This window comes from Shewanella sp. SW32, from assembly GCF_025653365.1.
GTDB lineage: Bacteria > Pseudomonadota > Gammaproteobacteria > Enterobacterales > Shewanellaceae > Shewanella > Shewanella oncorhynchi.
Window position 1 is genome coordinate 59,467 of sequence record NZ_JAKKSJ010000020.1, and the last position, 13,329, is coordinate 72,795.

General features: G+C 48.3%; 10 protein-coding genes. 2 read left to right on the top strand and 8 right to left on the bottom strand.

Features of this window, described 5'->3' with window-relative positions; translation table 11 throughout:
* Positions 1-231 precede the first annotated feature (231 nt).
* The gene (locus tag L5M28_RS13405; RefSeq protein WP_011845404.1) at positions 232-795 is read right to left on the bottom strand and encodes a malate synthase; all 564 of its coding nucleotides are present in this window, start codon (positions 793-795) and stop codon (positions 232-234) included.
* Positions 796-1,050: 255 nt separating this feature from the next.
* On the opposite strand from L5M28_RS13405, the gene L5M28_RS13410 reads away from it, so the two are divergent.
* Both L5M28_RS13410 and L5M28_RS13415 read left to right on the top strand, forming a co-directional pair.
* On the top strand, positions 1,051-2,583 hold the full coding sequence (locus L5M28_RS13410; RefSeq protein WP_263203582.1) for a DUF3612 domain-containing protein: 1,533 nt from the start codon (positions 1,051-1,053) through the stop codon (positions 2,581-2,583).
* Positions 2,584-2,946: 363 nt separating this feature from the next.
* Positions 2,947-3,366 carry an SH3 domain-containing protein gene (locus L5M28_RS13415; protein WP_105250723.1) on the top strand — a complete coding sequence of 140 codons (420 nt, stop codon included), beginning with the start codon at positions 2,947-2,949 and terminating at the stop codon, positions 3,364-3,366.
* A 317-nt stretch (positions 3,367-3,683) separates the two neighbouring features.
* On the opposite strand, the gene L5M28_RS13420 is transcribed toward L5M28_RS13415, so the two are convergent.
* Genes L5M28_RS13420 through L5M28_RS13450 form a run of 7 tightly spaced genes read right to left on the bottom strand, consistent with a single transcriptional unit; the run spans position 3,684 to position 13,069 of the window.
* The gene (locus L5M28_RS13420) at positions 3,684-4,010 is read right to left on the bottom strand and encodes a DUF3325 domain-containing protein (protein WP_259510925.1); all 327 of its coding nucleotides are present in this window, start codon (positions 4,008-4,010) and stop codon (positions 3,684-3,686) included.
* Positions 4,007-5,596 carry a PepSY-associated TM helix domain-containing protein gene (locus L5M28_RS13425; RefSeq protein WP_263203584.1) on the bottom strand — a complete coding sequence of 530 codons (1,590 nt, stop codon included), beginning with the start codon at positions 5,594-5,596 and terminating at the stop codon, positions 4,007-4,009. Before L5M28_RS13425 ends, L5M28_RS13420 begins: the two co-directional genes overlap by 4 nt.
* A complete protein-coding gene (locus tag L5M28_RS13430) occupies positions 5,593-5,961 on the bottom strand; it encodes a hypothetical protein (protein WP_263203585.1) in 369 nt (122 codons plus the stop codon). The genes L5M28_RS13425 and L5M28_RS13430 overlap by 4 nt, the downstream gene beginning before the upstream one ends.
* The gene (locus tag L5M28_RS13435) at positions 5,954-9,121 is read right to left on the bottom strand and encodes an efflux RND transporter permease subunit (RefSeq protein WP_263203586.1); all 3,168 of its coding nucleotides are present in this window, start codon (positions 9,119-9,121) and stop codon (positions 5,954-5,956) included. Before L5M28_RS13435 ends, L5M28_RS13430 begins: the two co-directional genes overlap by 8 nt.
* Before the next feature lie 4 nt (positions 9,122-9,125).
* The gene (locus L5M28_RS13440) at positions 9,126-10,175 is read right to left on the bottom strand and encodes an efflux RND transporter periplasmic adaptor subunit (RefSeq protein WP_263203587.1); all 1,050 of its coding nucleotides are present in this window, start codon (positions 10,173-10,175) and stop codon (positions 9,126-9,128) included.
* A 26-nt stretch (positions 10,176-10,201) separates the two neighbouring features.
* A complete protein-coding gene (locus L5M28_RS13445; protein WP_263203588.1) occupies positions 10,202-10,843 on the bottom strand; it encodes a DUF4198 domain-containing protein in 642 nt (213 codons plus the stop codon).
* A 39-nt stretch (positions 10,844-10,882) separates the two neighbouring features.
* Positions 10,883-13,069, bottom strand: a complete 2,187-nt coding sequence (locus L5M28_RS13450; RefSeq protein ID WP_263203590.1) for a TonB-dependent siderophore receptor — start codon at positions 13,067-13,069, stop codon at positions 10,883-10,885.
* Positions 13,070-13,329: the final 260 nt, after the last annotated feature.

A 13,329-nucleotide genomic window follows, 5' to 3' on the forward strand; every position in this document is an offset into this window, starting at 1 on the left:
AGCGACGGATACAAAATGGCGATCAATGGGGATTGATCATGGAGACAGATGCAAGAGGGCATTATAGCTGTGTGTATGATCCTCAATAAAATCAATTAAACTTATCTAGTTAATCAATTTTATTGACTCTTAGAAGATTTGGCAAAGCAGGAGGGTAAATCGAAGAAGATGAACTGAGCTCAGTTCATCTTCTTGGCTAGATAATAAATGGCGAGGTTACAAAGCGTGAAATTATAAATTTACGATACTTTTCAAGTTGTAATCGCTGCCATCCTTTGCGGTAAACAACTTATCTTGGGTGTCGTTGGCGCTGGACATACCCGCATGTAATAGGCTGAGCCAATGGCGCGATGCGGCAGAACGTGACTCTGGTGTTCCGACTACCATGTTTAATGACGTTCCGATTTGGATATCTTCCAGATTGGCAACGTCTCTCGCACCTATCATGCCACTGCGGTCGAAACTGAGTTCAACGTGGCAACCTAGGTCCTGTAACACTATGGCGCAAGGCGCATCTTTAGTGCCGTTAAAGGCCACAAACTGTTTTGGCTGACGTAAACCACTGTGGCTGCCGTCGGCAAAAAAGGCCAACAGGTGTTGGTAGTAAACCACATAGCTGCTTACATCTTGGTGTGAACCAGAGTTAAGTGGAAAGAGGCGGTCGAGGAATTGTTTCGCATTAGCGATCTTCTCGTGCTCGGCGACATTCACTTGGGCCACGGCTAGCACTTCTTCTGCGATGAGGCTGTTTAGATTCGGTTGGATCTGGTTGCTCTTGATAATTGACATATTCATCGCTTGTTCCTCTCACTCTTTCAATTTAAAAAAATTCAGGGTTTTGATTTAACTTTTGGCTTATCAAAGTTTGTCTTCAATTTGGTTTGTCCGCTTTGAGTGCTTAGCCACTTTAAGTGTGAGTGGTTAAGCATTTCTTGTACTGGAATGGCTTAGCTTGTTCGCATTAGCCTTTCCTTGATTGCTTGATTTGTAGTCTAGTCTTTTTTTGACTACAATTTCACAATAAAAATTTTACACTGTGAATTTTACAAAATGCGCAATGACCAGAGCTTGATGAGAAAATCACATTTCCTAGGCACAAAAATACGTAACCTACGGAAACGTAATAATTTAACGATGGAAGATTTGTCGGCACGATGCATTCGAGTCGACGCCGGAAGTGCGCCCTCTGTGTCATATTTGTCGATGATCGAACGTGGCAAGCGTGTGCCGAGTGCAGGAATGCTGGCAGTCATCGCCGCGGTTTTTCAGAAAGACGCCGAATGGTTCTTAGACGATGTGCCTGAAGAAAACGCCATTACGCCAGACAAGGGCCGACGTGGTGGCATAAGCGGTATGGCACTCGAACCCAGTTTTTTGTTTTCCAATGATATTTTACAAATAGCGATACCTGAGATGCTGTCGCAAACAGGGATCTCTGGTCGGCAGTTTGCCCATTTATTGATCCGCGCCCATCAAGAACACCATCAAAATCATTTCCCTGATCTTGAACGTGCCGCTGAAGAAGTCGGCCTCAAACGTATGCCCTTATCTCTGGACGACATGCTGGATATTGCTAAGGGAATGGGATTAAAAATCAAGTGGATAGACAGTACACCGCAGGAAGTTATCGATGAAATGGGCGTGAGTTCGCGTCAGTTGGTCACCTCATTTATTGAGCCGCCGAGCACGATTTATGTAAATAAAATCCTCAAAAATCGCCCCAACAGACTCAAATATGATTTAGCCGTGCACATAGGTCATTGCGTGTTGCACAACAAGGACGGCCTCAAGAGTGTGATGATCTCAGGCCGCAAATTAGAAGTGGATGAAGAGGCGGGTATGCAGTCCAATACCTTGAACGCGCAGGATATCTTGCATGCATGGCGCGATTTTGAATCGAGCTTCTTCGCCGGTGCGCTGCTGTGTCCTAAAGTGCCTTATCGCCAATTACTCGACCGCCACGGTTATGAGATTGAAGTACACAAGCAACTGCAAGTGTCAGCTTCAGTCGCCATGCGGCGTATGACTGTCGTCTCTCCTTATCCCCATTGGCATTATTTCGACGCTTACGCTCCGGGCAAACTCAAAGCCGTTTACCGTGGTAACGGTATTCCACTGCCTTGGGGCAATATGCGACTAGTGGAAGACCCTTGTCAGCATTGGGCCGTCTTTAGGATGATCAGTGAGCCGACGGTCGGTACTTCGGCACAGATTTCGATTTTAAACGTCGGCAACGAACCACGCATTTACTGCTGCGAGTCGATTAAAGTCGAAGACTCGGCTGGCAACCCGCATGTCCTCTGTGCCGGTATCGATTTGAATCCGGCCATTGAAGCCCAAGGCAAAGATGCCCTGTCTATTGCCCACGATTTGAAGAATGCCTGTGTCGCCAGTGGCGGTTCAGTCGCTATTCCCAAACACATTAAAAGCGATCTGGTGAGCGTCGCAAAAATCCTCAATATCAACTGGATAGAACGCGGGATCAAAAACGACGCCCGTCTTATTTGCTCTCGCGGCGCCGTATGCCCACGTCAACCAAGTTGCTATCAAGCAGGTAAGTCACAGTGTGATGGGGCAACGTAAATCACTATTTGATTTACGTTGAGTTTTGCGGGCTTACAGCCGAGAAAGTCGTGGGGCTTCACCCCACACCCGACCAAGGAGGACTGCTCGTCCTATCCTCCTTGGATGCTCCATGACGCCCCCAACGGAGTTGAAAGCTCCTTGTGCTCATTGGCAAATTTGCTATCGCTTCCGAAGGATGCGTCCATGCACCTGCGAAAGCTAGCTCGCCATCCATGGCGAGACTCACGCGAATTTACCATTCGCCCTGCGGCAACTCCGAGGGGAATAGTATTCTGCGGCATCAGGTATGAAATTTAGGCCCGAAGAGATTTGCTTGTCATGTCTTTTGGGTGTTAGGTAAGAACATTAAAGGAACTAAATATGAATAGGCTATGGGTGCTAGTGCTAGTATTTTTAATGAGTAATTTGACATCAGTTACTTATGCTAAAAACTGTAAGAAAGGCCAACCATGTGGTAATTCATGCATTTCGTGGAATAAAACTTGTCATGTTGGAACATCAAGTCAGAGCTATAAATCGTCTACATTGTACGGAGCAAATAATATCCAATCCTCTGGGGTTAAAGGTACCAGCGAACCTACATCTGAGAATATACAAGTATTTGAAGTTACAGTAGATAAGCTCAATGTTAGAGATAAGCCTAATCGTAATGGATATCTACTCGGCTCACTTTTAAAAGGAGAGCGTATTGAAGTTATTACTACCAGTGGTGACTGGAAGGTTTTTTTATATAAAAACCAAGTTGCTTGGGTACTTTCGGTTTATTTGAAGCCTTTGTAAGGGGCTTTACTTCATTATCTAGGTCTATTTGTAAAACTTGAAAGAGCGTACTTAAGGTTTGCATTGAGTTGTCGAGATTAAGTACTTGCATGTAAGTGACCGTTGGCGGCATGGATGCCGCCGTCGAGCCTATAGGGATATATTCACGGCGAGTCACTGGAATGCGAGTGCTTAAGCATTTTCACTATAATTCTATCGAATTATAGTTTGGCTATCCGCTTCACATCACACTCAGCGATTTTTTATCAAGCTAAACCTATCTCCTACCTTTCCAACCTCGATCATGATTGACGTTATTCGGCGCTTGGTATGGTGACTTAATACAGCAAACCGAGCAAACACACTACGGTGCTGGCGGGTAATATGGGCTGTAACCAGCGTGGCTTGTAGCTGAGTAAAATCACTAGGATGATTGAACTTAAACACACCCAGCCGAGCAGTAATACGCTGGCGTACGCTGGGCCGTAATGACGACTGGCAAGCCAATAGCACAGGACGAGCGTTGCAGTACCAGCGGTGCGAAATCCGCGTGCCTGTGCATCGGTTAACGGGCGGTTACGCACGGCGCGGTGGTGGCTAAAATAAGATAAGGCCAACAGCCCCATGGCGATAAAACAGGTTAACAATTCGCCTGTGGCTGTCATGATTCAACTCCTAATTCTGTCGTCGCTTTGGTTACCCGTGTAGCCAGCACTTTTTTAGGGCTACGCAAGCGTTTGGCTGCCATGTAAAACAGCGCTGCAAGTGCGAGCATCATGAGATCAAATCCTGCGAGAACATAGGCTTGGCGCTGTAGATTGCTTATCAGCTGATACTGCGAAGTCATGGCATTGAGCAGAGGTAGCAGGCCATAAAGCAAGGATGTGAGTAAAAAAAGTCGTTGCCATGTTTGTTTATTTCGTTTGAAACAAGCGAGCAGTGCGACTAACGCCCAACTGATAAAGAAACAATGGATTTCCCAGTTCTCTCTATCCGCAAAGGTGACGGGTAAGAGTCGATTGGCATAAAAATAACAGGCTAGCGCAATGGGCAGGCCAGCAAAGGTGGCGAGATTCAACATGTTCACTAGCGTGAGCCCGCTATGATTCTTATCTTTTTTAAGCTGCTTTTGTGCCAGTTTATCGGCCCACATAATCGCGCCGCTGGCGATCATCACGCAGCCCGTTAATCCCGCCAGTAAATACAGTAAACGTAGGCCTTGGCCAGCAAAGCGACCACTGTGCAGGGCTATCATGGCACTTTGGGTTTGATTCGCTCCCGAAGTCACAGCCGACTGCGCCAACACTGCACCTGTCACAGTAGACAAGTGATACCAAGGCGCTTGCTGATTTAAGCTGTGCTCAGGGGCGATTTTGACTGTTACGCTGGCATTGCTGTCGTTGAGATTATCAAACTGTAAGCCTTCAAGTGGCGACTCACCGACGACACTGTGAATCGCACTGAGCAAACTCTGACTATCGAGCATAGTGGCTGGCGTGCCAGTGGCGGCGGGAGTTTGGTAAATGGGTTTCCATTGCGAATAAAAGGCTTGAGTTTCATCACCATATTGCGTGTTAAGTCCCCATGGCATATACATAAACATCAAAGTCACTAGGCCGGTGTAAGTGATCATAAGATGAAAGGGCAATGCGAGAACTGAGCTGGCGACATGGGCATCTAACCAAGAGCGCGGGCCTTTGCCGGGTCTAAAACTAAAAAAATCCTTAAAAATACGTTTGTGGATCACTATCCCGCTGATGATGGCGACCAGCATGAACATAGTGCAAAAGCCGACAATCCAACGCGCCGTGAGCACACTCATGTAGTACAAGTCGAAATGCAGTCGATAGAGAAAGTCGCCCCCTCGGCTTTCCCGTGCTTTAGGCAGGGCTTCACCCGTCGCAGGGTTAATAAAGCCTTGATGATAATCACCAAATCGCTGGCCTTCAGCGGCGGGATCGCTCCATGCATAGGTCAGTAATGGCACCCGTTGTGTGGGTAAGTAAATCCACCATGACTCAGCGTCAGGCGCTTGTTGTGCCAAGGACGTGAGGCCCTTGAGTATCAATTGTTGATTATCCGCATTGGCATCATATTGGCTGCCGTGGTTTTCGGGTTGCATCCACAGGTTGATTTCAGCACGGTAATAGGCCGCTGTTCCGGCGAAAAAAACCAGAAACAACACCCAGCAGGTGAGTAATCCAACCCAAGTGTGTAGCCAAGTCATTGAACGAAAAAAGGAGTCTTTCATAATCCACTCCCTTGAGCACTTGTAGCATCAAACGCCTTAGCGGCAAGGTAGGCTAAATACAGCAGACCGCTAAGCGCGAATAAATCCAGCCAGTATCGCCACGTTGATTTAACGCTAAAGACCCACAGCACAGCGCAGGTGTACACAGTAAATGACAGCATCATGGCGGTTAACACCCGATCAACCTGAGATAACGGCAGGATTTGCGCGAGAAAAATAGTCGCTACCGCACTTAACAAATAGCCACCAAAGGTTGCTGCGAGACAGCGATTGCCTATGTGCAGGCTATCGCTCCAGATGGCTGACGTTTTCCAGCGCATCAGTCTTTGTGTTAACGGCGGAGTCATGTTGGTTTTTTCAGTCATTATGGTGTGCCACTTCTGCTGAATTTGTCTTGTGGGTGCGGGATAGCACAGAGATTAACAGGGCGGGTAAAAAGGTTAAGCTGAGTAGCGTTGCCACGATAAGACCTGCCAATACCACTATGCCAACGCCGCGGTAGAGTTCGCTGCCAGCACCGGGGAATAACACCAACGGCAATAAGCCAAACAAGGTCGTCGCGGTAGACATTAGAATCGGTCGTAATCGACTGGCGACGGCAGATTTGACGGCATCAACGACACTAAACTGACTCGATTGCAGGTTTTTACGGCTCTGTTCCACGATCAAAATCGGGTTGTTAACGACAGTGCCGAGTAGGATTAAAAATCCAAGCATAGTAATCATATCAAAGGGTTGGTGCCAACCTTGGCCGCCAAGATACGCAAATAAGCTGCCAGTATAATTAAGCGCTTGTAAGCCGACTAAACCGCCAGCAAGTCCGAGCGGGATAGTGATCAGCACAAATAACGGATAACCCCAGTGATTAAAAATCGCGACTAATAACAAATAGATGATCAATACGGCGACCAGAAAATTGCTAGAAAGTGCTGCTTTCGTCGCTTCGAGCTGATCGGCTGCGCCCGAAATATCCAAACTGACATCTTTGCCGACAGCACCCTGTTGATAGAGGATGGGGACTAATTCTTCCCGCACCTTAGCCACAGCGGTTTCCAACGCAATGGAACGCGGCGGAATGATGTAAAGGGTCACGGTTCTGCGGCCATCGACGCGGCGTAAACTGTCGCTATCCATTTGCTCGCTAATGTCGGCCAAGGCTTGCAGTGGCAGTACATTACCCTTAGGCGTGACTATCGGGGCGAGCGCTAATTGCGACAGACTCTGTTGATTGCCCGCAAGGCTAAATAGAAAGATATCCACCTTGTTATCATTGAGGAAAAACTCATCGACATAGGCGCCATCGCTCAGTGCCGAAACTGCATAGCCAAACTCGCTGCCGCTAAAATCTTGTTCTACAAGACGTTGCCAGCGAGGGGAGATCTGCCACAGTGGTTGGTCTAGCGACAAAGTCGAAGGGTCAGAATACAGCTGCGGCTCGGCAAATACTTTTTCCGCCGCTTGATACGCCGCTTCGGCAGCACGATAGAGGCTGGTTTGATTTGGGCCAGAAATATCCAAGGCGACAGCGCGGGTGCCACCATCGTTGCTGGAAATAATGGAACCCCGCGATGAATAGGCGCGCATGCCAGGATATTGCTCAAACAAGGCGGTGAGTGAGCTCATCATGGCATCCATATCTTGGCTGCGAACGGGTTCGCTCATCACCCAAATACTGCCGACACCTACACTGAGGGTATAGTATTTTAGCGGCGGGATTTTTTGCTCACCACGTTCAAAGGATGCCGCCTCGGCATTGACTCTCGCTGAAAGCTGAGTCGTTAATTCTTCAGCAATTTTAGCCATTTCCGATAGGTTGTAACCCGGCGGTGCGACCATAGAAGTAAAGGCTTTTGGTTCTTCGCCTTCGGGTAAATATTCGGCCGGAGGCATCAGCCAAGCCGCTAGCCCAATCGTTAAGACGAGTGACAGCACAATCACAAAGGCGCGGCGTTTGGCCGACAGTACAAGTTGGCTGACTAAGCTCAATATGCGTGATGCTTTGGGCTGCTCACTTTGGTTTGTCTGCGCCGAGTGCATCTTACCGAAACCAAAACGGGCAATGGCGGCGGGTACGATGAACACTGCGACCAACATAGAAGCGACAATAGATGAAGCGATGGCAATCGCGATATCCGAGTACAGTTGCCCCGCTTCTTGTTTGATAAATAGAATGGGTACAAACACTAGCACTGTGGTGAGCGTCGAGGCTAATACTGCGGGCCAGACATCGTAGATACCACTGATGGCTGCTTCGAGGCGATCTAATCCGCGTCTGCGCGCTTGTTCAATACTTTCGAGCACCACGATGCTGTTATCGACCGTCATGCCTATGGCAAAGGCCACACCCGCCAGCGAAATGACATTAATAGTGCGATTAAATACCAGCAGTCCGACGAAGGCGGCTAAGGTACACAGCGGAATACCGATAACACCAATCAGGGTGGCTCGATTCGAGCGCAAGAAGAGATACATCACTAAGGTTGCCAGTAAGGCACCTAGGCCTAAATTGACCCACACATTTGCAACCGAATCTTGCACATAGCGCACATCATCACTGAATAACTCTAATTGCATGGCGTGCTGGGCGAGTTGATTTTGATTGATCTGCGCTATCACGGGCATCATGGCATCTTTGATGGCGATAACGTTAGAACCGACATCTCGCTTGACCGCTAAGCTGAGGGTACGTTCTTGTTCGGCAAAGGACAGTTCTCGGATCTCGGCGTGGTCGAGTTTTATCTCGGCAACGTCTTGCAGCAGAATATTGGTATTACCTTGGCGTTTTAAAATCAGTTGCTTAAGTTGATTTAAATCCTCAAAACGGCCAATTACCCGCAGTAAATAACGTTTTTTACCACTGTCGATATCGCCCGCAGAAGTGTCCTTGTTGCGATCTCTAATGGCTTGCCGCACATCCATAATACTGATGCCGCGTTGGGCGAGTTTGGCGGGATCGAGCCGTATTTGAATTTGCCGTTCGGCGCCGCCTTGAATAGTGACGGAGGAAACGCCTTTGACACGCTCCATTTGTGGCCGAATAAAGTCGTTAGCGAAATCGCGCATCATGTCTATATCTAGATTCAGCGGGTTCCCCGCGATAGGCACGAGACGGAAATACATGAAAGCGTTGTCTGAATATGAACTGCTGTAAAGCCTTGGTTGATCGACGTTTTCAGGGTAGGACGACACTTGACTGAGCGCATTGCTAACACGAATAAGCGCATCGCTTATCTCAGTGCTTTGGGGGAATTCGAGTTCTATCCATGCCGAACCCGTATCTGCCCAAGATGTCATGCGTTGTAAGTTGGGCAGGGTGCGCAGGTAGCGTTCCTGCTCAAGCAGAATTTCTTTCTCGACGTCTTGCGGCGTAGCCCCCGGCCAACCTGTGGCCACGCTGATGGTGCGCACATCTAAGTCGGGGATCATTTGGATTGGGATACGCAGTGCGGCAGCCGTGCCCAATACGCAAAATATCAAGACGATGACAGACAGTAAGGTGCCATGTTTAATTCCAAACTTCAGCATCCCACTAATCTCCTATGACAGAGTTGAGTACAGAGACTGGCTGTTGGTCTTGTAGGCTCTCGTTACCGCGGATCACTACGGGCGTATCTTTGGGTAATGGGCTAAGGATTTCAATCCCGATGGCGCTCGTATGGCCCACTTGAACGGTATGCCGTTGGGCTATGTTGTTTTGCACGGTAAAGACACTGAACTGGCCGTCGGGGTGACGGACTAGCGCATCTTGCGGCACGACAACACTGTGTTGCGCCCGCTGTAAGTGGAAGGTCGCAGTGGCCGATGTGCCGGGCATCAAAAGTCCACTCGCATCAGGAATGGTTAAGCGCACCAAGAAGCTGCGAGCATTGTGGTCGCTCACGGGGACGAGTGCATTCACATGGCCGATAAACTGCTGTTCAGGCAGCATATCTGCGGCAATATCGACTTGAGTTGCAGTGGCTATGTTTTGGAACATTTCCTGTGGGACTTGAATATCAAGCCAGAGCTGTTCTTGGGATACTAAGGTGAAGATTTCAGTGCCGACATTGACCCATTCACCGGTTTCAGTTTGTTTGCTTGAAATCACTCCCGCAAACGGCGCGATAAGTTGGTGACGGGCGACCACCTCTTTTTGGTGTGCTAATGCCGCCGTTAAACTCTGCAGATTAGCTTCGGCTTCGGTTAACGCCGCTTGGCGAATCGCGCGCTCAGTTTCGGGGAATAATTGCTGAGAACTGAGTGTTTGCGCTTCGGTGAGGAGTCGCTGCTTTTCTGCCAGCATGGTCTTAGCGGCCATTACATCGGCCTGACGCTGTGCTAATTGGTGTATGGCTAAGGTGTCATCGAGTGCGAGCAAAGGCTGGCCAGCGGTAACGTTAGAGCCCGCATCGACCAGTACTTTGGCAACTAAGCCATCGGTACGTGCAGATAAGCGGGCTACCCGTGCGGATTTAATGGAGCCACTGAGTGGCAAAAGTTCATTGGTACTGCCTGTTTGGGGCAAGGCGACTGTTACAGGTGCTGTGCTTGCGTGGACTGCAGAACACAGCATGTATAAACCTATCATTAAATAACGCACGTTAACTCCATCTCACTATAAGATTATTACTGAGTGATAAAACTCGTGGTGGTGATGTGTAAAACGCTATCAACCTCGTTGCCTGCGAGTGTTTGTTTACCTTCTGTGGTGTGATTACTGACGAGCAAATAGCGGCCAGCATCTGGGGTATCGAGGGTGAATTTACCTCGGGCATCGGTGGTGAAAGATTTGCTCCAAAAACCGGGGCGATAAACTTGTACTGGATGATTCACCAGTGGTGCGCCTTTATAGCTAAGTACAAACTCGGGAGCGCCTGACTTTACTGGCGTAAATTCAAAATCTTGCAGCGCTTTTGTGTGTTCTTGTCCCGTGCGGGCATAGAGTATTGCGGCCTGCAATCCGGTCTCGGTTTTCCATGGTTGCCACGCGGTATCGGCATAGAAACTGATGTCACTCTTGCTATCTTGGGTTTTGACCAGTAGATGATCGGCCTGTGCTGTGGCGGTTAACGGTGTCTTGGCATTGGCGGCGAAAATACGCGCCGCGCTTAACGATGCTAACTCTTCTGCTGAAGCTTGCTCTGAACCCGGTTCGCCAAATTGCACTTTAACCGAACCATCGTTATTACGCTCAAGCCATACTTCATGTGCTTGAGCCGAAAAAGCGATACCGCCGAGTAACGTGAGTATTACAAGTGCTTGTTTCATTTGATTATCCTTAATATTATTTCGGTTTAGGGCTATGTTTTAGAGCGTCCAACGTAGTGATAGTGTGGCATTACGTGGCTCGCCAAAGTCGGCGTAACCCCAGAGTGAACGGTTGTAGTTCTTGTCGAAAATATTGTTAATGTTCAATTGCATAGAAATAGAAGGTGTGATTTGGTAGCCAAACATTAAGTCAACGAGTGAGTAGGCGGATTGTGTTTGGCGGTAAGCCACATTCGGCGCGCCATCGACACCCCAAATAGTGCCTTGATAGAAGGTGCTGCTCTGCCAGCGCCAGCTCGCACCTGCAGTAATGCCCGGCAGAATATCTTCAAAGTTATATTTAGTGGTGAGTTTGAAGATATCTTCGGGCAGATAAGTTTGACGACGTAGGCCATCTTTATCTTCTGCATTGTTGTGGGTATAACCACCGCTGATATCCCATAAGTCGGTAAGACGTCCGGCTATTTCTAACTCATAGCCCTTGGTGGTAATCCCATCCACACTTTCGTAGATAGAGTCACCGGAAGGTAGCTGACCTTTACCTGCATATTCGGGTTCGTTGTCTTTATTGGTTTCGTAGACGGCGGCTGACATGTTTAGCGTGTCATCGAACAGCGCGACCTTGACGCCGCCTTCGACGTTTGTGCCTTCTGCAGGTTCGAGCAGTTGGCCATCTTCACCAAAATAGGTGCCAGGTTTGAAGATTTCAGTACGGCTAGCGTAGACAGCAATCTGCTCGGTCACATCGTAGACTAGGCCGTAGTAGGGGATGAAAATACCGGTTTTTTCCATGGTCGCATCTGTGCTGTTACCCACGAGATCATGCTTTTCATAGGACCAGTTACTTACGCGTCCACCGACCATTAATTTCAGTGAATCCAATACATTGACACGGACAGTGCCGTAAACACCCGATTGGCTTTGCTCATTGGTTTGGCCATTGGTGGGTGAATTAGGAATATTAGGCTTGGGGTAATTGCCCTGATCCGCGACGTTATAGCGACGTTGGCGTCCAGATTCAGTGTTGATGTTATCGAACTCGTTGTCACCGTAGTTAAAACCGATCACAGCGCTATGTTCACGGCCGAGTAAGTCGAAGTTACCCGTTGCATACAGGTTGAAACTGTTGGTATCTGACTCGCGATCATGTTGGGCGGCATAGGTATCGCCCCAAGGGCCAACAAATTCGCCGGTTGATTTGACGATATAATCGCCTGGGTAAAAGGCCAATGCGTCTATGGTGGCGTTAGCAATACGATAGGCACTGACGAGTGACCAGTCGTTATCGAATCTATGTTTAAACTCGGCCATGAGACTTTTTTGGGTCACGTCCCAATGGGTCCAGTCCTGTGAGCTAGAGTAGTTGCGGCCAAAATCGACAGCTGTGCCATCGGTATAAAATGCGGGATTAGAGTTCCAGTTATACACACCGTCGGTTTGTGATTTTTGATAGTCCGCAAACAGCGACAAGCTAGTATCTGTGCCGAGACTCGTTTCAACTACGCCATAGAGCACTGTGGTATCGCGCTGATAGCGATCGATAAAAGAGTCGCCTTTCTTCACCGCACTCACGAATCGACCTTTCACATTGCCCGAATCCGTTAGCCAGCCAGAAACATCGGCCTCAAGTCTATAGGTATTCCATGAGCCATAACTTGCACTTGCCGTGGCACGGGTGTCATCCGTTGGACGTTTACGAATAAAATTAACCGTGGCAGAAGGTTCACCTAAACCACTTAAAATCCCTGCCGCACCTTTTAATACTTCAACCCGTTCGGCAATCACAGGGTCTAAACCTTGATCAATTGAGCCGCTGTAAACATGGGATGAAGAGGTTGTGATTAAGCCGTCAATTTGAACACCGCTGTCTAGTGCATAACCGCGCACGAATATCTGACTATTTTCAGAGGCATCACCCACCATAGTCACGCCAGGAGTGTGATTTAACACTGACTCCATAGTGACCAAACCTTTGTCACTGATCATCTCTTCGGTAATCAAAGTGACGCTTTGTGGGGTTTCTTTGAGTGACATAGACAAACCCGTGGCGCTATTCATTGCTGCGCGGGTGTAGGTTCCTACCACGTTCAATCTTTCTATCTGTTCTGTATCTTTTTTCTCATCTTGCTTAGGGTCAGTATTGGCTTGAACCGTCAGAGTAAGTGTGCTGAGAAGTACAGGGATCAATGGCGAGCGCCAAGACGTTAAAACAGATAGGGGAGGCATGGTATTTCAATCCTTTCAGGCGATTTCAGATTAAATGATGATTGGTGATCCTGAGTGCAAATAAAGTGTTTAGGTGCAAATGAGAATCGATCGCATGATAGGTTTGTTTAAAATAAATGCAATATGCTCAATGTGTAAATTGTTTAAGCTGGGTTGTAACTTATTGGCGAATAGCTTGTCAGCGAGCTGTGATAAGTCATCGCAGTGGGATCTGAGGTTTTAGCGCATGCCTTACTATAACTCGGTTTCAGGGCATTGAC